At 62.3% G+C, this 20,836-nt stretch carries 16 protein-coding genes; 8 read left to right on the plus strand and 8 right to left on the minus strand.

Annotated features, from left to right (window positions below; all coding sequences use genetic code 11):
* Positions 1–2,175, plus strand: coding sequence for an RNA degradosome polyphosphate kinase (locus ACW9UO_RS12730; RefSeq protein WP_457088650.1), 2,175 nt, complete (start codon positions 1–3; stop codon positions 2,173–2,175).
* An 85-nt stretch (positions 2,176–2,260) separates the two neighbouring features.
* Positions 2,261–3,805: a Ppx/GppA family phosphatase gene (locus tag ACW9UO_RS12735; protein WP_457086176.1), complete on the plus strand. Its 1,545-nt coding sequence runs from the start codon at positions 2,261–2,263 to the stop codon at positions 3,803–3,805.
* Between the two features lie 168 nt (positions 3,806–3,973).
* Here the strand turns inward: ACW9UO_RS12735 and ACW9UO_RS12740 are convergent, their stop codons facing one another.
* Entirely contained in the window at positions 3,974–7,000 is a 3,027-nt protein-coding gene (locus ACW9UO_RS12740) for a valine--tRNA ligase (protein WP_457086177.1), read from the minus strand.
* A gap of 391 nt (positions 7,001–7,391) precedes the next feature.
* Complete coding sequence (locus ACW9UO_RS12745) at positions 7,392–8,402, minus strand: ribose-phosphate pyrophosphokinase (protein ID WP_457086178.1); 1,011 nt, start codon at positions 8,400–8,402, stop codon at positions 7,392–7,394.
* A gap of 103 nt (positions 8,403–8,505) precedes the next feature.
* On the opposite strand from ACW9UO_RS12745, the gene ACW9UO_RS12750 reads away from it, so the two are divergent.
* Positions 8,506–9,102, plus strand: coding sequence for a 2-hydroxychromene-2-carboxylate isomerase (locus ACW9UO_RS12750; protein WP_457086179.1), 597 nt, complete (start codon positions 8,506–8,508; stop codon positions 9,100–9,102).
* A 1-nt stretch (position 9,103) separates the two neighbouring features.
* Here the strand turns inward: ACW9UO_RS12750 and ACW9UO_RS12755 are convergent, their stop codons facing one another.
* Positions 9,104–9,460, minus strand: a complete 357-nt coding sequence (locus tag ACW9UO_RS12755) for a hypothetical protein (protein WP_457086180.1) — start codon at positions 9,458–9,460, stop codon at positions 9,104–9,106.
* 193 nt (positions 9,461–9,653) lie between these two features.
* On the minus strand, positions 9,654–10,409 hold the full coding sequence (locus ACW9UO_RS12760; protein ID WP_457086181.1) for a DUF1013 domain-containing protein: 756 nt from the start codon (positions 10,407–10,409) through the stop codon (positions 9,654–9,656).
* 129 nt (positions 10,410–10,538) lie between these two features.
* Between ACW9UO_RS12760 and ACW9UO_RS12765 the strand changes: the two genes are divergently transcribed.
* A complete protein-coding gene (locus ACW9UO_RS12765) occupies positions 10,539–11,174 on the plus strand; it encodes a ribonuclease T2 family protein (protein WP_457086182.1) in 636 nt (211 codons plus the stop codon).
* Between the two features lie 96 nt (positions 11,175–11,270).
* Here ACW9UO_RS12765 and rlmN read toward each other — a convergent pair whose 3' ends face one another.
* Positions 11,271–12,452: a dual-specificity RNA methyltransferase RlmN gene (gene rlmN, locus ACW9UO_RS12770; RefSeq protein ID WP_457086183.1), complete on the minus strand. Its 1,182-nt coding sequence runs from the start codon at positions 12,450–12,452 to the stop codon at positions 11,271–11,273.
* Between the two features lie 162 nt (positions 12,453–12,614).
* The gene (locus tag ACW9UO_RS12775) at positions 12,615–13,124 is read right to left on the minus strand and encodes an invasion associated locus B family protein (protein WP_457088651.1); all 510 of its coding nucleotides are present in this window, start codon (positions 13,122–13,124) and stop codon (positions 12,615–12,617) included.
* Positions 13,125–13,320: 196 nt separating this feature from the next.
* Here ACW9UO_RS12775 and ACW9UO_RS12780 point away from each other — a divergent pair, with 196 nt between their 5' ends.
* Together ACW9UO_RS12780 and ACW9UO_RS12785 are read left to right on the plus strand one after the other, a co-directional pair.
* Positions 13,321–14,319 carry an asparaginase gene (locus ACW9UO_RS12780; RefSeq protein ID WP_457086184.1) on the plus strand — a complete coding sequence of 333 codons (999 nt, stop codon included), beginning with the start codon at positions 13,321–13,323 and terminating at the stop codon, positions 14,317–14,319.
* Positions 14,319–14,939, plus strand: a complete 621-nt coding sequence (locus tag ACW9UO_RS12785; protein ID WP_457086185.1) for an HAD-IA family hydrolase — start codon at positions 14,319–14,321, stop codon at positions 14,937–14,939. Before ACW9UO_RS12780 ends, ACW9UO_RS12785 begins: the two co-directional genes overlap by 1 nt.
* A 293-nt stretch (positions 14,940–15,232) precedes the next feature.
* Here ACW9UO_RS12785 and ACW9UO_RS12790 read toward each other — a convergent pair whose 3' ends face one another.
* On the minus strand, positions 15,233–16,471 hold the full coding sequence (locus ACW9UO_RS12790) for an MFS transporter (protein WP_457086186.1): 1,239 nt from the start codon (positions 16,469–16,471) through the stop codon (positions 15,233–15,235).
* Positions 16,472–16,606: 135 nt separating this feature from the next.
* On the opposite strand from ACW9UO_RS12790, the gene zapE reads away from it, so the two are divergent.
* On the plus strand, positions 16,607–17,677 hold the full coding sequence (gene zapE, locus ACW9UO_RS12795) for a cell division protein ZapE (protein WP_457086187.1): 1,071 nt from the start codon (positions 16,607–16,609) through the stop codon (positions 17,675–17,677).
* Positions 17,678–18,023: 346 nt separating this feature from the next.
* Here the strand turns inward: zapE and ACW9UO_RS12800 are convergent, their stop codons facing one another.
* Positions 18,024–19,286, minus strand: coding sequence for an FAD-dependent monooxygenase (locus ACW9UO_RS12800; protein ID WP_457086188.1), 1,263 nt, complete (start codon positions 19,284–19,286; stop codon positions 18,024–18,026).
* Between the two features lie 42 nt (positions 19,287–19,328).
* Between ACW9UO_RS12800 and ACW9UO_RS12805 the strand changes: the two genes are divergently transcribed.
* Complete coding sequence (locus ACW9UO_RS12805) at positions 19,329–20,657, plus strand: amidase (protein WP_457086189.1); 1,329 nt, start codon at positions 19,329–19,331, stop codon at positions 20,655–20,657.
* The last annotated feature ends 179 nt before the right edge of the window (positions 20,658–20,836 follow it).

A 20,836-nucleotide genomic window follows, 5' to 3' on the forward strand; every position in this document is an offset into this window, starting at 1 on the left:
ATGACGCAAGCCGATTTCCTGAATTCCGACTTCCCCGAGCCGGTGGCACAACCCAAGCTGGATCTTGCAGGGCCGGGGCGATTTTTTAACCGGGAATTAAGCTGGCTGGGGTTTAACTGGCGGGTATTGGAAGAGGCGGGCAATCCGCGTGTGCCGTTGCTGGAGCGGCTGCGGTTCTTGTCGATATCGGCGGCGAACCTTGATGAGTTTTTCACCGTGCGGGTGGCGGGCCTGCGCGAGCTGGAGAACAAGGGCCTGACCACGCCTGCCGCAGATGGGCTGACACCGGGTGAGCAGCTGGTGTTGATCCGCAATGATGCGCGGCGGCTTATGGCGTCGCAACAACAGACATGGGCGGCGCTGCGCCGCGAGATGGAGGGCGAAGGGATCGAGATCGTCGACCGGGTCGATCTCAAATTTTCGGACAAACAGCATCTGGATCAGGTGTTTATGCGGCAGGTCTTTCCAATCCTCTCGCCGCTGGCGATTGATCCGGCGCATCCGTTTCCGTTCATTCCCAACACCGGCTATAGCCTCGCGCTAGAGCTTGAGCGGCAAAACGATGGCCGGGTGCTGAAAGCGCTGTTGCCGATCCCGCATCAGACCGACCGGTTTGTGCGGCTGCAATCGGCCGAGGGCACGCATCGGTTCCTGCCGCTGGAGCAGCTGTTGCTGTTGCACACCGAAAGCCTGTTTCCGGGCTATCGCTTGCGCGCGCATTTCCTGTTCCGGGTGCTGCGCGACAGCGATCTTGAGGTTGAGGACGAGGCCGAAGACCTTGTGCGCGAATTCGAGGTGGCGCTGAAACGCCGCCGTCGGGGCGAGGTGGTGCGGCTGACGATTTCTGCCGGGGCCCCGCCGCGCCTGTTGGATGTCGTCAAACGCGAACTGCATGTGCGCGACGAAGAGATTATCGAGCTCGACGGCATGTTGGGGGCCGCTGACCTCAAGGAATTGGTGCTAGAGAGCCGGCCCGATCTGCTGTGGCCCACGTTCACGCCACGGGTGCCCGAACGGGTGCAGGACCACGACGGCGACATGTTTGCCGCGATCCGGCAGAAAGACATGCTGCTGCATCACCCGTATGAGACCTTTGATATGGTGGTGCGCTTCCTGCAACAGGCGGCGCGTGACCCGGATGTGGTGGCGATCAAACAGACGCTGTATCGGACGTCCAAGAATTCGCCCATCGTCAGTGCGCTCTGCGAGGCGGCGGAGGATGGCAAATCGGTCACCGCGCTGGTCGAGCTCAAGGCGCGGTTTGACGAGGCTGCCAATATTCGCCAGTCCCGCCGGTTAGAGCGGTCGGGGGCGCATGTTGTCTATGGTTTTCTGGAGTGGAAAACCCACGCCAAGGTTTCGACGGTGGTGCGGCGCGAGGGCAAAGACCTTGTGACCTATACCCACTATGGCACCGGCAATTACCACCCGATCACGGCGCGGATTTACACCGATCTGGGCTTTTTCACCTGCGATAGCGGGCTTGGCACCGACGCGACCAAGCTGTTCAACTATGTCTCGGGCTATGCGCGCCCGTTGGAATTGAAGAACATCTCGATTTCGCCGCACGACATGAAAAATGATCTGTTGGCGATGATCGAGGCCGAGGCGGCACATGCCCGCGCTGGGCGGCCCGCCGCGATCTGGGCCAAGATGAATTCGGTGATCGAGCCGGATATCATCGACGCGCTTTACGGTGCCAGTCAGGCCGGGGTGAAGATCAGCCTGGTGATCCGCGGCATCTGTGGGCTGCGGCCGGGCGTGAAGGGGCTGAGCGAGAATATCCGCGTCAAATCGATCATCGGTCGGTTTCTGGAGCATTCGCGGATTGTTTGTTTTGGCAACGGCGGCGGGCTGCCGTCGGACCGCGCGCGGGTGTTTTTCAGCTCGGCAGACTGGATGGGGCGCAACCTTAACCGGCGGATCGAAACGCTGGTCGAGGCCAAGAACCCCACCGTCAAAGCGCAGATCACCGATCAAATCATGGCCGCCAACCTGGCGGATGTGGCGCAAAGCTGGGTGATGCGACCGGATGGAAAATTTCTCCGGGCCGTGCCGGGGGAGGGCGAATTTGCCTTTAATTGCCACCGGTTCTTTATGGAGAACCCCTCGCTTTCGGGGCGCGGATCGGCGGGCGCGGGCGATGTGCCGACGCTGACACACGGCAGCGACTGACCGGTCGCGCGACGATTTATGCGGATCGGATCGTTGACCCGAGAGGGGCGACTGGTCCATATGAGAAAAAACACCGGGGACTTCCATGGATGTAACAACCGAGACCGCGGGCCAGGATCATGGGCCATTTGGCCGGGCTTTGTTTGACGATCCCAGCGCACGCAAGCTGGCGCGGGTGGGGGTGGTCGACATCGGGTCGAACTCGGTTCGGCTGGTGGTGTTTGACGGCGCGGCGCGCAGCCCGGCGTATTTCTACAACGAAAAGATCATGTGCGGCCTTGGCGCGGGGATGGCGGAATCCGGCATTCTCAACCCCGAGGGCCGGCGCCGGGCGCTGTCTGCGCTGCGCCGGTTTCAATACCTCGCGCGGGGGATGGACCTGCCGCCGCTGACCGCCGTGGCCACCGCTGCGGTGCGGGATGCCGAGGATGGGCCGGACTTCTGCCACCAGGTCGAGCGCGAATGCGGGCTGAAGATTCACGTCATTGACGGCGAAGAAGAGGCGCGGCTGTCGGCGCAGGGCGTTCTGCTGGGCTGGCCGGGGTCGTATGGGCTGGTCTGCGATATTGGCGGCTCGTCGATGGAACTGGCCGAGATCAACGACGGGGTTGTTGGCAAGCGGGTGACCTCGCCTTTGGGGCCGCTGAAGCTGCGCGATATTAAAGGCGGGGCCAAGGGGCGTAAGGCGCAGATCAAATCGGTGATGGAGGACCTGCACGCGCGGATGGGGCCGCAATCGAACCGGTTGTTCCTTGTCGGTGGGTCGTGGCGCGCGATTGCGCGGATCGATATGGAGCGGCGCGGCTATCCGCTTCATGTGCAACACGAATACCGGATGAGCACCACGGCGGTGCGCGAGACAGCGAAATACATCGCGGGCTGGGATCTGGAAGAGTTGCGCGGCGTTTGCGGCTTGTCATCGTCGCGGATGGCGCTGGTGCCGTATGCTGTTGAGGTGCTGAAACGGCTGGTGCAGACGTTCCGGCCCAAGGATATCGCGGTGTCGAGTTATGGCATTCGCGAGGGGCTGCTTTATGAGCAGATGCCGCAGCAGTTGCGCGACCGGGATCCGCTGATCGAGGCCTGTCTGTTTGCCGAGGCCAAGGATGCGCGGCTGCCGGGGTTTGGCCGTGATCTGTACGAATTCATTCTGCCGCTGTTCGCCAATGTGCGGCCGGAAAAGCTTCGGCTGGTGCAGGCGGCGTGCCTGTTGCATGACGTAAGCTGGCGGGCGCATCCGGATTACCGGGCCGAGACCTGTTTTGACAACGCCACCCGCGCCAATCTGGGCGGGTTGAGCCATCCGGAGCGGGTGTTTCTGGGGCTGGCGCTGCTGCATCGCTACAAGAACAAGCGGAGCGGCTCGCGGTTTGAGGAGCTGTTCGGCATCATTGATGAGCCATCGCAGCGCGAGGCCGAAATCCTCGGTAAGGCGATGCGGTTTGGTGCGATGTTGTGGATGTCGGAGGGTGGGCATATTGGCGAGCTGGGCTGGCGGCCGAAGAAGAAGGTGCTGAGCCTGCGGCTGAGCGAGGGGGCCTGGCCACTGTACGGTGAGGTGGCCGAAGCGCGGTTCATGTCGCTGGCGGCGTCGCTTGATGCCACGGTTGACGTTCATCTGGTGAACTGACCGGATGCACTTCTGGCGCGCGTTTTCAAATTGAGCGCTTCCGCGCGCTTTTTCTTATAGATGTAGTGAGGTGACGCGCCTTTTGGGGGCGCGCCGCCTGTTGTTTCGTGCGGGAACGAGGGGCCAGCCCCTCGCGCTCCCCGCGGTATTTTAGAACAGAAGAAGGGGTTAGAGTTCGCTGAGGCGAGCGAGGGCCTCTTTCAGTTTAGACTCTTCTTCTTCGCGCGCGGCAAGGTTGGCGCGGGTTTCTTCGACCACCTCTTCGGGTGCGCTTGCGGCGAATTTCGGGTTTTTCAACCGCCCGCGCAACCCGCCCAACTCCTTGGCGAGCTTGCCAAGGGTCTTTTCCAGCCGCGCCTTTTCTTCGTCGACATCAATGATATCGGCCAGTGGCAGGCCGAAGGTGGCGCCGGTGACGGGCAGGGTGGCGCAGCCTTTGGGGAAGCTGTCGACGGCGGTCAGGCTGTCGATGCGGGCGAGGCGCTTGATCAGCGTTTCATTGCGATCCCATGCGGCGCGGGCGAGGTCGTCCATTTGGGTGACCAGCATCGGTACGTGCAGACCAGCGGGGACGTGCATCTGGGCGCGGACCGAGCGGGTGGTTTCGATCACTTCGATCACCCAGTTCATTTCGCGGCTGGCCTCGGCATCGATCAGCGTGCTGTCGTAGGTGGGCCAATCGGTGTGGACCAGCATTTTCGGTCGTGTCGCCAGCGTGCCCCAAAGCTCTTCTGTGATGAAGGGCATGATCGGGTGCAGCAGGATCAGGCATTGGTCGATGACCCAGCCCATGACCTTTTGCGTTTCCGCCTTGGTGGCGTCGTCGCCGTCAAGCAGCAGCGGTTTGGAGAACTCGACGTACCAGTCGCAGACCTTGCCCCAGACGAAGGCATAAAGCGCTTGGGCGGCATCGTTAAAACGGAAATCGGTCAGCGCTTGGTCGACCACTTCGCGGACGCGGGCGGTTTCGCCGATGATCCAAGTGTTGACCGGGTAGGTGGCCGTCGGGATCGTGCCGTCCGAGCCTGTCGCGCCGTTCATTTCGGCGAAACGGGCGGCGTTCCAGAGCTTGGTGCCGAAGTTGCGGTAGCCGGCAATGCGCTGCATGTCGAGCTTGAGCACGCCGCCGAGCGAGGCCATCGCGGCATTGGTAAAGCGCAGGGCGTCAGCGCCGTATTCGTCCACGATATCAAGAGGATCGACCACATTGCCGGTGGATTTCGACATCTTTTTGCCTTTGGCGTCGCGCACGAGGCCATGCAGATAGACGGTGTCGAAGGGGATTTGATCGACCACGGCGAGCTGCATCATCATCATCCGGGCGACCCAGAAAAAGATGATGTCTTGGCCGGTGATCAGGGTCGAGGTCGGGAAGTATTTGTCGAGCGCCTCGGTGTTTTCGGGCCAGCCGAGCGTGCCGATTGGCCAGAGGCCGGAGGAGAACCAGGTGTCGAGCACATCGGGGTCGCGGAACACCGGGATCGCTTGCGGGCGGCGGCGTTGGTCGACGCCGGTGGTGTCGGTCATGTTCTCGAAGTAGCTCGCCAAGAGATCGGTCGCGGCCTTTTCATCCTCGACCATCAGGAATTCAGCGTCGTCGCCAAAGGTCGCGTGCATTTGCGCCAGCGCATCTTCTTCGGTGGCGGCGCAGAACGAGCGCCATTCGTCGCCAGTGCCGGGCGTGTGCCAGACCGGGATCTGGTGGCCCCACCACAGCTGGCGCGAGATGCACCAGGGTTCGATGTTTTCGAGCCAGTTGTAATACACTTTTTCGCCCGACTCCGGGATGATCCGAACCGTGCCATCGCGCACGGCGTCGAGCGCCGGCCCGACGATTTTCGCTGTGTCGACAAACCATTGGTCGGTCAGCATCGGCTCGATCACAACTTTGGAGCGGTCGCCATACGGCTGCATGATCGGTTTGTTTTCGACATAGGCCATCATGCCGCCGTCAAAGCAGGTTTCGCCGTCTTCAACCGGCGGGGCAGGGACCATCACGGCGAGGCCCTCGTCGGTGATTTGCTGCACCACGATTTTGCGCGCTTCGAACCGGTCGAGACCGCGCAGGTCTTCGGGGACGAGGTTGATGGCGTCGGCTTCAGACTCGGTCAGGGTACGTTCGCCGGTGGCGACTTCGACTGCGATTTCAGAGGCTTCTTCATACGGTGCGCCGTCGTCGCGCATCTGGCCGCGGGTGTCCATCAGGCGGTACATCGGGATGCCGCCGCGTTTGGCCACCTGATAGTCGTTGAAATCATGCGCGCCGGTGATTTTCACCGCGCCGGAGCCGAAATCTTTGTCCGGGTATTCGTCGGTGATGATCGGGATCAATCGGCGGTGTTCTTTCGGGCCCACCGGGATTTCGCAGAGCTTGCCGACGATGGACGCATAGCGTTCGTCGGACGGGTGCACCGCGACTGCACCGTCGCCGAGCATGGTTTCGGGGCGGGTGGTGGCGATGGAGATGTAGTCGCGGGTTTCGCGCAGGGTGACGTTGCCGTCTTCGTCTTTCTCCACGTACTCATAGGTCGCGCCGCCCGCGAGCGGGTATTTGAAGTGCCACATGTGGCCCGGCGTCTCGATATTCTCGACCTCGAGATCGGAGATCGCGGTTTCAAAATGCGGGTCCCAGTTGACCAAGCGCTTGCCGCGATAGATCAGGCCCTTGTTGTACATTTCGACAAAGACTTTGATCACGGCGTCGTGGAAATTGCCCTCTTCGCCCGCAGGCGCATTCGGCGCGCCCGACATGGTAAAGGCCGCTCGGTCCCAATCGCAGGAGGCACCGAGGCGTTTGAGCTGTTGGAAGATCGAGTTGCCGGAGGTGTGTTTCCACTTCCAGATCTCGGCAGTGAAATCATCGCGGTCCCAGTCGCGGCGCGGCGGTTTGCCGTCTTCGGCCAGTTTGCGTTCGACAACCATCTGCGTGGCGATGCCGGCGTGATCGGTGCCGGGCTGCCAGAGGGTGTCATAGCCCTGCATGCGTTTCCAGCGGATCAGGATGTCTTGCAACGTGTTGTTGAAGGCATGGCCCATGTGCAAAACGCCGGTGACGTTGGGCGGCGGGATCATGATGCTATAGGTCGATGCGCCGTCGCGGGCATTGGCACCGGCGCGGAAGGCACCGATGTTTTCCCAGGCGTCATAGATCCGTTGTTCCGCGGATTGCGCGTCGAATGTCTTTTCCAGTGCCATGGGGCTCTTTCCGCTGTCGAATTGGGTTTGGATTGGTCTAGCGAATCTAGGGGCCGAGGAAAAGTGGGTAAGCGTGGGGGGATTGTGCTGCGCGCGGAATCAAGGCCGCAGGCCGCCGCGCATCCATTGCCCGGCAGGAGATTTGGCCGCGCCAAATCCGCCGAGAGGGGCTGGGCCGCCCCCTGGCACGGCGATTTGGCTGCGGCTGGCGCATTGGTTAGGGGGTGTACGGGTTTTGCGGGGATAAAGCGCTGTAACAGTGCCGTTGGCTCGCCGTACCACGGCCCAGCGATGCGCGGCTTGCGCCAGCGTCGGTAGGGGGCACATTGCGCGGCTTGTGTGGTCTGTCGGGGGATGCGCCCGCCGATGGGGCGGGCGCGATGTTAGGGGATCAGAGGATGCCTTCGTAGATCGGCTCCAGCGTCTCGTGATCGAACAGCGAGGACACCGAGGTGCCGTTCCAGATGTTCAGGATCGCTTGGGCAAAGATCGGCGCGGTTGGCACGATGCGGATGTTTTTGGTGTTTTTCACCGCGTCGGTGGCTTCGATGGAATCAGTGATCACCAGCGATTTCATCACCGATTTGGAAATCCGCTCGACCGCCGGGCCGGACAACACGCCGTGCGAGATGTAGGAATGGACCTCGGTCGCGCCGGCCTTCAGCAGCACTTCGGCGGCTTTGCACAGCGTGCCGGCGGTGTCGCAGATGTCGTCGACGATGATGCATTTCTTGCCCGTCACATCGCCGATTACGGTCATTTCCGCCACTTCGCCCGCCTTTTCGCGGCGTTTGTCGACGATCGACAGCGGTGCGTTGATCCGCTTGGCCAATTCCCGTGCGCGGGCCACGCCGCCAACGTCGGGCGATACGACCATGATGTCATCCATCTTGCCCTTGAACTGGTTCTTGATGTCGAGCGCGAACACCGGGCTGGCATAAAGGTTGTCGACCGGGATATCGAAGAAGCCCTGGATCTGCGCGGCGTGCAGGTCCATTGTCAGAACCCGCTCGATCCCGGCCTGGGCGATCATGTTGGCCACCAGCTTGGCGCTGATCGGGGTGCGCGCCTTGGAGCGGCGATCCTGACGGGCGTAGCCGAAATAGGGGATCACAGCGGTGATCCGCGCCGCCGACGAGCGTTTGAGCGCATCGGCCATGATCAGCAGTTCCATCAGGTTGTCATTGGCGGGGTTCGAGGTCGGCTGGATAATGAACATATCCTCGCCGCGGACGTTTTCATAAACCTCTACAAAGACTTCCTGATCGTTAAAGCGTTCAACACGGGCGTCGACAAGGCCGACATTTATTCCGCGATGCATCGACATCCGGCGTGCGATGGACTTCGCCAATTGCAGGTTGGCGTTGCCGGACATCAGTTTCGGTTCGATCATCTGGGGCATGTCGTGGTCCTGAGGAGGAGGGAAAGTAAAAGATTCGTGACGTTGACTTCGCTTAGCACGCGGTTACGGTCCGCAAAACCCAACTGTCAGGGGACAATGCGTCATGACACAAATTGATTACTACTTCGCGACAATCTCACCATTTGTCTATCTTGCAGGCACACGCCTTGAAGAGGTGGCCAAGCGCCACGGGGCCGAGATCAATTATAAGCCCTTCGACATCGCGGCCTGCTTTGGCCGGACCGGGGGGCAGCCGCCGAAAGACCGCCATCCGAGCCGTCAGGAATACCGGCTACAGGATCTGGAACGGCAGGCGAAAAAGCTGGGGATGCCAATCACGCTTAAACCAGCGCATTTCCCGACCAACATGGCACCGTCGTCGTATGCGTTCATCGCGGCGGGGCAGGCAGGGGGCGGAAATTTGGGCGAACTGGCGCATTCGTTTACCCGAGCGGTTTGGGCCGAGGAACGCGATATTGCGCAGGATGATGTGATCCGCGATCTGTTGGGCAAAGCTGGGTTTGATCCGTCGCTGGCCGACAGCGGCCTGCTGGCCGGGGCCGAAGCTTATAGCGCCAACCTTGAAGCGGCGGTTGAAAACGGCGTGTTTGGTGCGCCGTTTTACATTGTCGGGGAGCAGAAGTTTTGGGGGCAGGACCGGCTTGAAGAGCTTGACCTGCACCTCGCGGGGAAGCTGTAACCTAGCGCAACGCGGCCTGCATCGGAACGGCACCTGCCGTCACCGGTATGGTCGCGGCGGGCAGCGTGTCGAGGTCGAACACACAGCGATAGCCGGTGGGGGCCCCATCGGCGTCGCGGATCACGGTGCCATGGGCATAGATCGGGCGGGCACGGCCGGTTTCAGTGTCTTCCAACTCGGCTTCGGCACAGCCGTCAATCACCGCGATGGCGTGATCGGACGCGGCGATAAAGCTCGGGCCCGTCACATCCACCAAAACCTGTCCGGTGTCGCCGCGTGATACCGTGATCTCTGCGCCGTCGGGCGTGGGGGTGGCGCTGGCGCGAACGTGGGTCTCAAAGGCGGTGATCAGGCACATGATGGGCTTCCTGTTGTCTGGTGGCACGTCCGCCGGGCGCGGCGGGCATTCGCAGGGACAACGGGGCAGGGGGCTTTTGGTTCCCCGGCTTTCGCCAGCACATCTGCCAGCCCAGCCGTTTGCCAGTTTCCAAAGGAAAACCCCGGCCACTGGGACCGGGGTTTATCAAGATTACTGTACGATGCAGGCCGGTTTACGGCTGCTCTTCGCCGTCGTCTTCGCTGCCGGGCAGGTTGAAGAAGCTGTCGGCGTCGTGGATGTCGCGCTTGTCTTCTTCTTCCTCATCATCGTCGCTGCCAGACAGCGAGAAGGTCTCGAGACCCTCGATGGCCGTCGGAATGCGCGGCTCTGTGGTCATGCCGAGGCTTTGCTCGGTGGACAGCAGCTTGCGACGTTCGTCATCCGACATGGCATCGCCCGCGGCGGCACGCTTGGACGCGGCTTTCTGGACGGCGGCATCCAGTTCGGTCTGTTTGCACAGGCCCAGCGCAACCGGATCAATCGGCTGCATGTTGCCAATGTTCCAGTGGGTCCGTTCGCGGATCGACTGGATTGTCGGCTTGGTGGTGCCCACCAGCTTGGCGATCTGGCTGTCGGCCAGTTCGGGGTGGAATTTCACCAGCCAGAGGATCGAATTCGGCCGATCCTGACGTTTGGACAGCGGGGTATACCGCGGACCGCGACGTTTTTCTTCGTCATGGGCGGCGGCGTTGAACTTCAGCTTGAGACGCGCCATCGGGCTCGATTCGGCCTTGTCGATGTCGTCTTGGGTCAGTTGATTGTTGGCAATCGGGTCAAAGCCTTTGACACCAGCGGCAACATCGCCATCCGCGATGCCCTGAACTTCGAGCTCATGCATACCGGTGAAATCGGCAATCTGCTTGAAAGTCAGCGTGGTGTTGTCCACCAGCCAGACGGCGGTTGCCTTGGGGTGCAGCAGTTTGGCCATGCGGCGGTCTCCTTTGAACAAATCTCTCCCGTCGCCTGGATAAGGCTGTCTCGGTCTGGGCCGAAACTGTTTCCATTGTCGGGGAACTGCGGGGCTTATAGTGTTGCCGGGGACAAAAGGGAAGTAAAAATGCGTGTGATTGCTGTGTGTGTGGCGTTGAGCCTGCCGGTGTTGGCCTGGGCCAAGGGAGAGAAGACCGGGGAGTTTGATTATTGGGTGCTGGCGTTAAGCTGGTCGGCGAACTGGTGCGAAATTGAGGGCGATGCCAAGGGATCGGAGCAATGCGATCCGCGCCACGATTATGGCTGGACGCTGCATGGGCTGTGGCCGCAGTACCATCGCGGCTGGCCGTCGTATTGCCCGACGGTGGCGCGCGCGCCAACTCGGGCGATGACCAGCGATATGGTTGATATCATGGGAACATCCGGGCTGGCCTGGCATCAGTGGAACAAGCATGGCACCTGTTCGGGGCTTTCGGCGGCGGGGTATTATGACGCCTCGCGCAAGGCCTATGACGCGGTGGTGCGGCCAGAGGTGTTTCGCAAGCTCGACCGGGTTGTGAAGCTGCCAGCCACGGTGGTGGAAGAGGCGTTTTTGAAGGAAAATCCAGAGCTGGAGCCGGATATGATCACCGTGACCTGCCGCGATGGATTTATCCAGGAGGCGCGGATTTGCCTCTCGCTTGATATGGAGCCGGTGCCCTGCGGGCGCGATGTGATCCGCGATTGTTCGTTGCAGGATGCGGTGTTTTCGCCGGTGCGGTAGGGGTGTGAGGCCGGGAGAGGGAAGAAGGGGGCGCTGCCCCCTCGGCCTTTGACCTCTCCCCCGAGGTATTTTTTACCAGAAGAAGCCTGAAAGGGGTCAGCTTTGTGAGAGGCCGGTTTCGGCTTCGATGGCTTTGCGCGATTTGCGGGCGCGTTCGGTTGCGGATTTGAGCTGGCCACAGGCGGCCATGATGTCTTCGCCGCGGGGTCTGCGCACGGGCGAGGCATAGCCCGCGTTGTGTACGATATCGGCAAAGCGTTTGATCCGCTCGTTGGTGGAGCGTTCGTACGGCGAGCCGGGCCATTCGTTGAACGGGATCAGGTTGATCTTGGCCGGTATGCCCTTGATCAGGTTGACCAAACGGCGGGCATCTGCGTCGCTGTCGTTCACGTCCTTGAGCATCACATATTCAAAGGTGATGCGCTCGGAATTTGAGACCCGCGGATATTCGCGCAGCACGTTCAGCAGGGTTTCGATGTTCCAGCGTTTGTTGATCGGCACCAGCGTGTTGCGCACTTCGTCGGTGGTGGCGTGGAAGCTGACGGCCAGAAGGCAGCCGATTTCCTCGGCTGTGCGGGCAATCTCGGGGACCACGCCCGAGGTCGACAGGGTGATCCGGCGGCGCGAGAGTTGGATGCCTTCGGGGTCCATCGCGATTTTCATCGCGTCGCGGACGTTTTCAAAGTTGTAGAGCGGTTCGCCCATGCCCATGAGCACGATGTTGCTCAGCAGGCGCGGTTGGTTGCCCGTTGCGCCCTGTTCCGGCCATTCGCCAAGGTCATCGCGCGCCAGCATGACCTGGCCGATGATTTCCCCGGCGGTCAGGTTGCGCACCAGCTTTTGCGTGCCGGTGTGGCAGAACGAACAGGTCAGCGTGCAGCCGACTTGCGACGAAATGCACAGGGTGCCGCGATCGGTCTCGGGGATATACACCACCTCGACTTCATGGCCGCCGGCGATGCGGACGAGGTATTTGCGGGTGCCATCGGTGCTGACGGATTTGGTGACGATTTCGGGCAGTTCGATGCAGAAATGGTCAGCCATTTCAGCGCGGTACGCCTTGGACAGGTTGGTCATCGCATCGAAATCGCGCACGCCCCAGAGATAGAGCCACTGCCAGATCTGGCCGGTCCGCATGCGGGCCTGCTTTTCCGGGGTGCCCATGGCAATCAGCGCGGCGCGCAGGGCGTCACGGGTCAGGCCAATCAGATTGGTCTTGCCGCCCTCAGGCAGTTTACGGGGGATGGTCAGGACATCCTGAGTGATCGGCGCGGTCATATCAGCGGCTCATTTTCCGAAAAGAAGTGCCCCACATATAGGATTCGGGCGCGGAATCAAAAGGATTCCCGCCCGAAGTGCGGCCAGTGGTGCGGCATGTCGCCTATGGGCCCGGCGCGGCGCTCTCATATTAAAGAGAGCACAGCCGGGATAAACGCGGGGTTACCCGGCGCAGCGGTTTTCCGCGTCTTCGATCATTGCGGTGAACCCAAGCAGCGAGAACGTGTCCTTGGTGATCGTGCCGCGCGCCGAACGGGCGGTCAGAATCGCGGAAGATCCGCGCTTCATCGCAGTCACGATCTTGGCATCATCGGCAGGCGATGCCGCCCAAGCCCATTCGCCCTCGGTGAACAGCTCGAACTCGGTGCCGCTCACGTTGATGTTCACCGTCGATCCGCTGGCAAAGGGATAGCCGCCGGTAAAGGTGATCTGTGCCGTCTTGACCCCGGCCTCGGGGCGGAAGAAGGCAAACAACAGGATGTCGCCCCGGCGCACCGCCACGACGCGGCCATCGCGGGTGTTGACCGTTTCCTTCGGTCGCGTCACGGCCCAGCATTCCTTGGGGTCGCTCTCGGTGAAAACGCTCCAATCGGTCTGGGCCGCGACGCGATTGGTGCTTTCTTGTTGTGCAGACACGCCGGTTGCTGCCGTCAGTGCGATCACCGCGGCCATGCTGCGCGCAAAACCAAAATTCATATGTCCAGCCTCCAAGCTGTCCTAGCCTCAATCAAACAAAGCCGCGTGGTCCCTTTTGAGGGTCGGGCTTCCTACGCGGCCATTTCCTTCTCGACCAAACCATATTAGCGTCAAAGGTGCGACGGGCGAAAGGCCCGTTGGCAGAAAATCGCCAATAGTTGAACGGTGTTTGATGACCCAAAATCCTCATGCCGGTGCTGTGCCACTGGTAGAAATCCGGCGCGGTCCGTTTCTGGAAAGCCTCCATCACGGTCATGCCGTCATTTGCGACAGCAGTGGCGCGATTGTTGAGGCCTGGGGGGATCCGGAGGCGGTGATCCTGCCGCGCTCGTCGATCAAGATGATCCAGGCGTTACCTTTGCTGGCCAGCGGGGCGGGCGCATCGCTTGATTCGTCGCATCGCGCGCTGGTTTGTGCCAGCCATGACGGTGCTGCGATCCATACGGATCTGGCGGCGTCCTGGCTCGCCGGCATGGGGCTGGGCGAGGCGGATCTGCGCTGTGGATCGCAGTGGCCCGATGACCGTCCGGCGCAGGCGGCGCTGATCAAGGCAGAGGAGCGCGCTTGCCAGCTTCACAACAACTGCTCTGGCAAACATTGTGGATTTCTGATGCTAAACAAGCACTTGGGTGGTGGGCCGGAGTATGTCACGCCGGATCATCCGGTGCAGCGTGCGGTGCTTGAAGCCTATGAAACCGTGACCGGCGAGACCAGCCCCGGCTATGGCATCGACGGCTGTTCGGCGCCGAATTTTGCAGCCTCGTTGCACGGTGTGGCGCGGGCGATGGCGTGGTTTGCCAGTGCCGGGTCGCGCAGCGATACGATGAGCCAAGCGGCAGCACAGTTGGTGAGCGCGATGCACGCCCATCCGGAGTTGGTGGCCGGCGAAGGCCGCGCTTGCACCGAGCTGATGCGGGAGATGCAGGGCACTGTGGTCAAGACCGGGGCCGATGGCGTTTTCACTGCGATTGTGCCGCGTTTGGGCATGGGCATCGCGCTGAAAATCGCGGATGGGGCGACCCGTGCGAGCGAGGCGTTGATCGCGCAATTGTTGATCCGTTTGGGGGAACTTGACGCCAATCATCCTGCCGCGCTGCGCCGGGTGAACCATGTGATCAAGAGCCGTCGGGGCGTTGAGGCCGGGCTGATCCGCTGCGTGGAGGGCATCTGATGGCGATCGAGGCCGTGGTTTTCGACATTGGCAATGTGCTTTTGGAGTGGAACCCAGAGCGATTCTACGACGCCACGATCGGGGAGGTGCGGCGCAAAACGCTATTTGCCGATGTGCCCTTGGCCGAGATGAACGACGATGTTGACCGGGGGGCGGATTTCGCGGCCTCGGTGGGTGATCTGGCCACGGCGCACCCGGAGTGGCACGCCGAGATCATGCTGTGGCGCGACAATTGGATCGATATGGCCAGCCCGGCGATTGATCGTTCGGTGCGGCTGTTGCGTGGACTGCGGGGGCGGGGTGTGCCGGTTTATGCGCTGTCGAATTTTGGCCGGCAAACCTTTGATCTGGCCTGCGCCCGATATCCGTTTCTGTCGGAATTCGACCAGCGCTATATTTCCGGACATATCGGCGCGATCAAGCCTGAGGCGCGGATTTATCAGCTGTTGGAAGCGACCTGCGGCGTGGCCCCAGAGGCGCTTTTGTTTGCGGATGACCGGGCGGACAATATCGCCGTCGCCGAGGCGCGCGGCTGGCAAGTGCATCTGTTTGACGGGGCCGAAGGCTGGGCCGCGCGGCTGGTGTCTGAAGGGTTGTTGACGGAAGAAGCGGCCGCATGACGCTTCCACGGTGGCATGCTGACACGAAACGCTCTGCGGCGGAGGACACCGATCTGTCAACAGATCGGATTGCGTCCCAGTTTCAGCGCGCGCGTACCTTTCCCTATGGAAGTACTGCGGCTCGCGGCAACCACCCCGATCTGTCAACAGATCGGCACCGATCCATCAATGGATCGGGCTGCGCCCCGGTTTCAGCGCGCGCGTACCTTTCCCAAGGTAAGCGCTGCGGCTCGCGGCAAACGCCCCGATCTGTCAAAAGATCGGTACCGATCCATCAATGGATCGGGCTGCGCCTAGGCTGCAACGGGCGCGCGGCGGATCTCTTTGACCGGCAGATGCACGATCGCCGAAAACGCCCCAACGCCGACGCCGATCCACCAGACCATCGTGTAGTCGCCATAAACGTCATACATCCGCCCGCCCAGCCAAACGCCCAGAAAGCTGCCCAATTGGTGGCTGAAAAACACGATGCCATAGAGCGTGCCCATGTAGCGCAGCCCATACAGATGCGCGATCAGCCCCGACGTCAGCGGCACCGTCGCCAGCCAGAGCGCGCCCATGCCGACGGAAAACAGCAGCACCGTGACCGGGGTGATCGGGACCAGGATGAACAGCGCCGCGATCACCGTCCGCCCGGCGTAAATCCCCGCCAGCAGGTATTTGCGCGAGTAGCGATTGCCCAGCCAGCCCGCCGACAATGTGCCAACGATATTGGCCAGGCCGATCAGCGATATCGCCACCGCGCCTAAGGCCGAGGTCGAGGTGATGCCGATATTATAGAGTGCGCTACCGGGCAGGATCGGGGCGCTCATCTCGGTCACCATCGCCGGGAAATGCGCGGTGACAAAGGCCAACTGATAGCCGCAGGAGAAAAATCCGAGGAAGATCAACGTGTAAGACGGGTCGCGAAAGGCCCGGTTGAGGATTTGGCCCATGCTTTCCTCAAGCTCTGCCTTGCTGGCGGCCTGCGGCGCGCGCATCAGCGGCAAGGTCAAAAGTGAGGCAAGGATCACTCCCGCAAACACAAGGAACACGGTCTGCCACGACATCAACCCAAGCAGATATTCCGCCAGCGGCGCACCAAACACCTGACCGGCGCTGCCTGCGGCGGTGGCAATGGCAAGGCTCATCGAGCGGTTTTCATCCGAACTGGCCCGACCCACGACCGCAAGGATCACCCCGAATCCGGTGCCAGCGATGCCAAAGCCCACGAGGATTTCCAGCATCTGATGCGCTTCGGGCGTGACAGCCGCCGACGACAGCACCAGCCCCACCGCGTACATCAGGCCACCCACCACAATCGCCACCCGGTCGCCCAACTTTTCGCCAAGCGCGCCGAATATAGGCTGACCTATCCCCCAAGCGAGGTTCTGAATCGCGATGGCGAGGCTGAATTCTGCCCGCAGCCAGCCGAAATCCTCGGCAATCGGGATCTGAAACACGCCAAAGCTCGCGCGGACGGCAAAGCTCAGCATGATGATGACGCAGCCGACCATCAGGACGGGGGTAAACAGCGGTGTTTTGGCGTGCATGATCGGGCCCCTCCTGACGGGCAGCGGCCACCATAGGTGATATGAACGCTTGGTCAATTCAGCAATTGTGATGCGTACAATTCCACCCTGCGATGCGGGCTACACAATCCCTGAGCGGCGCGGTATTCGAGGGATATGGAAACCCTGCCCGAGATTTACGCCGCCCGCGTCGCGGCCAAAGAGCTTCAGCGCGACGATGCGCAGGAGGCAGTTTTGCCGGAGTTCGAGCGCATTCGCGCCGCGCTGGCCCAGCCGGTGAAACGCGGGCTGTTCCGCAAGGCACCGCCGCCGCCGCAAGGGCTTTACCTGTGGGGCGGGGTCGGGCGTGGCAAATCCATGCTGATGGATCTGTTTGCCGAGGTGCTTTCTGCGCAGGATATCCCGGTGCGTCGGGTGCATTTTCACGCCTTCATGCAGGAAATTCACCGCGGCATGCATGAGGCGCGCAAATCCGGGGCCGAAGATGCATTGGCCCCGGTGGCCAAGCAAGTCGCCAAGGGGCTGCGCTGTCTGGCGTTTGACGAAATGCAGATCACCGATATCACCGATGCGATGGTGGTGGGCCGTCTGTTCGAGTTCCTGTTTCAGGCCGGGGTGGTGGTGGTCACCACGTCGAACCGGGTGCCGGATGCGCTTTATAAAGACGGGCTGAACCGTCAGCTTTTCCTGCCGTTTATCGAGCAGATCAAAGAGCATTTGGTGGTCTGGGAGCTGGCCAGTCCGCGCGATTACCGCCAGGATCGTTTGTCCGGCGAACAGGTGTTTTTCACCCCCGCAGACGATGCCGCCCGCGCCAAGATCGAAGAGGTGTGGCAGCAATTGACCGGCGGCAAGGGCGCGCCTTTGACGTTGGTGGTGAACAAGCGCGAGGTCGAGATCCCGGCGTTTCACAACGGCGTGGCGCGGGCGCGGTTTTATGACCTTTGCGGGCGGGCTTTGGGGCCTGCGGATTATCTGGCGCTGGCCGAGGCGGCGCGGGTGTTGGTACTGGAAGACATCCCGCGCCTGAGCCGAAACAACTTCAACGAGGCCAAGCGTTTCGTGACGCTGGTGGACGCGCTTTACGAAGCCAAGGTCAAGCTGGTGGCGAGTGCGGCGGCGGAGCCGGAAATGCTCTATGTCGAAGGCTCGGGCGCGTTTGAATTTGAACGCACGGCGTCGCGATTGCGCGAGATGCAGGATGCCGATTGGGGCCGCGCGGATTAAGTTACGCTGGGCCGACGGCTGCCCGCTCGACTGGGCTGTCGTGGCGTCCCAAGCGTTTCGCTTTGAAAGTGTCCGGATTTTCTGGGGATAAAGTGCCTTAAAGCACCGGTGCTGAGGCATCCCGTGGACAGCCGTTGGCCCGGCTTTGCGTTCAATCTATCGCGCGGAATCAAGGCCGCAGGCCGCCGCGCAATCGCCGACCCGCCCCTTGGGGCGGCGATATGGTGAGGGCATCGCATTGTATGAAAGATCTACGGTGAGGCAGAGATAAAGTGGCTGTCAAATCCGTTGGATCGCCACCCCACGGGTCGGCGATTGCGCGGCTTTCGCTTGGTGCGTGGGTTGGTTACAGCGCTTTGCCTTGCAACAGTCGCGGCAGATCGCCGGTCAGGCCAGCCGCCTCTCGGATAAAGCTGCGGCGCAGGGCGGGGACGGCGTTGACCAGCCCCATGCCGATGTCACGCCCGGCACGCAGGATCGGATTGTCGTTCGAGAACAGGCGGTTGAACGTATCCGTCGCCCCGGCCAGCGTGGCCGTATCAAACCGCCGCCATTCGGCGTAGCGCGGCAGCACCAGCGGGCTGGCGATGTCTTCGCCCCGGCGGGTGGCATCGGTGATCACCTCGGCCAGCGCCGCAATATCGCGCAGACCCGCGTTCAGCCCTTGCCCCGCAATCGGGTGCAGCCCATGCGCCGCATCCCCCACCAGCGCCAGCCGGTCGCCGACAAAGCTGTTGGCGAGGCTGAGCGACAGCGGATAGGTGAACCGCGCCCCGGCAAGGGAAATCTCGCCCAGGAAATCGCCGAAACGCGGGCGCAGAATGGCGAGGTAGTCGTCTTTCGGCAGCGCGTTGATCGCGGCGGCCTGCGCGTGGGTCTCGCTCCAGACAATCGAGCTTCGGTTGCCGGTCAGCGGCAGTATGGCGAGCGGTCCGGCGGGCATAAAGAACTGATGCGCGCAGCCGTGGTGCGGCAGTTCATGCGCGATGGCACAAACCAGCGCGGTCTGGCCATAGTCCCATCCGGTGCGCTGGATGCCCGCGCGCGCAGCGGTGCCGGAATTGCGACCATCGCACCCGACCAAAAGCCGGCCAGTCAGGGTACGGCCCGAGGCCAGCGTGACGCGGGCGGCACTGGCGTCGGTATGTTGGGCAATCACGGTTTCGCCGGGCAGATAGGTGAGGCCGGGCGCTGTGGCGAGGGCGTCTTGCAAGCTGCGGCGCAGGTAGCGGTCTTCGACCATATAACCCATCGGGCCTTCTTCGATTTCATTGTGATCGAAGTGCAGGAAAAACGGCGAGGGGCCTTCGCCCGCGCGCCCGTCCGATACCTTGATGTCGAGCATGGGCTGGGCGTGGGCGGCCAGCGGCCCCCAGAGATCCAAAGCGGCAAGCATCCGCTGGGACGCCTGCGCCAAAGCATAAGAGCGGCCATCAAAATTGTCTGATTTTTGGGCAGTGCTGTCTTGAGCGTCTATTATAATAGCCGAAAACCCGGCCTGAGCCGCCGCAAGTGCCAGAATTGGGCCATTCAGCCCACCCCCGACAATCAGAAGATCGCTATCGTACATCATGATGGGGAATATGGCGCGCCGGGCGGGATTGTCCATGCGCTTCGGTGCCGCTACCGTCCGCAAAAATGGAGGCGCGAGATGCAGGATTGGCTTTGGATGACGGCGGCAGAGCTGGGCCGTGGAATTGGCGCGGGCGAGATTGACCCGTTGGCCCTGACCGACACCTATCTTGACGCGATTGCGGGCCATGAGCATGGCACGGTGATCTATGCGCGGGTGACGTCAGAGCGGGCGCGGGCCGAGGCAAAGGCGGCGGCGGCGCGGGCGAAGTCCGAGCAACGGCTGTCGCTGCTCGATGGGGTGCCGGTGTCGTGGAAAGACCTGTTTGACAGCGCGGGCGTGGCCACCGAGTCCGGCTCGGCGCTGTTGGCCGGGCGGGTGCCGGACCGCGATGCGGTGGTGTTGCGCAATGCCACGGCGGCGGGGCTGGTGTGCCTCGGGAAAACTCACATGAGCGAGCTGGCGTTCTCGGGGTTGGGGCTGAACCCGATCACCGCGACGCCGCCTTGTATCAATGGCGAGGGGGCGGTGCCGGGCGGGTCATCCTCGGGCGCGGCAACCTCGGTGGCCTATGGCTTGGCGGCGGCGGGCATCGGCTCGGACACCGGCGGATCGGTGCGTATCCCGGCGGCGTGGAACGACCTTGTTGCGTTGAAAACAACGGTGGGCCGGGTGTCGTGCAAAGGCGTGGTGCCGCTGGTGCCGACCTTCGACAGCGTCGGACCTTTGGCGCGCACGGTCGAGGACGCGGCGCTTTTGTTGGCGATCTTAGAGGGCAGCAAGCCGGTGGACCTGCGCGGCGCATCGCTCACAGGGCGGCGGTTTGCGGTGCTGAAAACCGTGGCGATGGACGGGGTGCGCAAGGCCCCGCGCGCGGCGTTTGAAAGCGCGGTTGACCGGTTGCGCGGGGCCGGGGCGCTGGTCGAGGCGATTGAGGTGCCCGAGGTGGCCGAGGCGCTGGAGCTGTCGGCGATTCTGTATTCGCCCGAGGCCTATGGCACCTGGGGCGCGGTGATCGAAGCCGCGCCAGACAAGATGTTCGCGCCCATTCTGGAACGGTTCCGCAGCGGTGCCGAGGCGACCGCGAGCGATCTGTTTGTCGCGCAGGGTATTCTGGCGCGGTGCAAGGCGGCGTATTTTGCGGCGACAGCGGGCTATGATGCGGTGATCACCCCGACGGCGGCCAATCTGCCCCCCGATTACGAGCGTTTGATGGCCGACCCGGCGTATTACGTGACCGAGAATCTGTTGGCGCTGCGCAACACACGGATCGGCAATCTTATGGGCGGTTGCGGGCTGAACCTGCCGACCGGGGTGCCGTCTTGCGGGTTGCAGATGCTGGCCCCGCCGATGGCAGAGGCGCGGTTGCTTCGGTTGGGCGCGGCGGCGGAACGGGCGCTGTCATAAGGGCGAACCGCCCAAGGAGGCAGCGGGTGTGTGGCGCGAGTGCGGCGGGATTGGCGCAAATGCCACAAAGCCTTACGTCATCGCGCCTTTTTCTGGACGAGGGCGAGGCGGTGCCTTATCCTTGGGCGGAAATGGGGCATAAATGACCCCGTATCCGAGGCAGAAAAAGCAGTATTCTC

Source organism: Marinovum sedimenti (assembly GCF_054052205.1).

Excerpts from the sequence above, each read along its gene's own strand:
- ACW9UO_RS12790 (WP_457086186.1), bottom strand. The coding sequence starts at position 16,471 with ATGCACGCCAAAACACCGCTGTTTACCCCCGTCCTGATGGTCGGCTGC.
- rlmN (WP_457086183.1), bottom strand. The coding sequence starts at position 12,452 with ATGACCGCGCCGATCACTCAGGATGTCCTGACCATCCCCCGTAAACTG.
- zapE (WP_457086187.1), top strand. The coding sequence starts at position 16,607 with ATGGAAACCCTGCCCGAGATTTACGCCGCCCGCGTCGCGGCCAAAGAG.
- ACW9UO_RS12805 (WP_457086189.1), top strand. The coding sequence starts at position 19,329 with ATGCAGGATTGGCTTTGGATGACGGCGGCAGAGCTGGGCCGTGGAATT.
- ACW9UO_RS12750 (WP_457086179.1), top strand. The coding sequence starts at position 8,506 with ATGACACAAATTGATTACTACTTCGCGACAATCTCACCATTTGTCTAT.
- ACW9UO_RS12740 (WP_457086177.1), bottom strand. The coding sequence starts at position 7,000 with ATGGCACTGGAAAAGACATTCGACGCGCAATCCGCGGAACAACGGATC.
- ACW9UO_RS12730 (WP_457088650.1), top strand. The coding sequence starts at position 1 with ATGACGCAAGCCGATTTCCTGAATTCCGACTTCCCCGAGCCGGTGGCA.
- ACW9UO_RS12760 (WP_457086181.1), bottom strand. The coding sequence starts at position 10,409 with ATGGCCAAACTGCTGCACCCCAAGGCAACCGCCGTCTGGCTGGTGGAC.
- ACW9UO_RS12745 (WP_457086178.1), bottom strand. The coding sequence starts at position 8,402 with ATGCCCCAGATGATCGAACCGAAACTGATGTCCGGCAACGCCAACCTG.
- ACW9UO_RS12780 (WP_457086184.1), top strand. The coding sequence starts at position 13,321 with ATGACCCAAAATCCTCATGCCGGTGCTGTGCCACTGGTAGAAATCCGG.
- ACW9UO_RS12765 (WP_457086182.1), top strand. The coding sequence starts at position 10,539 with ATGCGTGTGATTGCTGTGTGTGTGGCGTTGAGCCTGCCGGTGTTGGCC.
- ACW9UO_RS12735 (WP_457086176.1), top strand. The coding sequence starts at position 2,261 with ATGGATGTAACAACCGAGACCGCGGGCCAGGATCATGGGCCATTTGGC.
- ACW9UO_RS12775 (WP_457088651.1), bottom strand. The coding sequence starts at position 13,124 with ATGGCCGCGGTGATCGCACTGACGGCAGCAACCGGCGTGTCTGCACAA.
- ACW9UO_RS12800 (WP_457086188.1), bottom strand. The coding sequence starts at position 19,286 with ATGGACAATCCCGCCCGGCGCGCCATATTCCCCATCATGATGTACGAT.
- ACW9UO_RS12755 (WP_457086180.1), bottom strand. The coding sequence starts at position 9,460 with ATGTGCCTGATCACCGCCTTTGAGACCCACGTTCGCGCCAGCGCCACC.
- ACW9UO_RS12785 (WP_457086185.1), top strand. The coding sequence starts at position 14,319 with ATGGCGATCGAGGCCGTGGTTTTCGACATTGGCAATGTGCTTTTGGAG.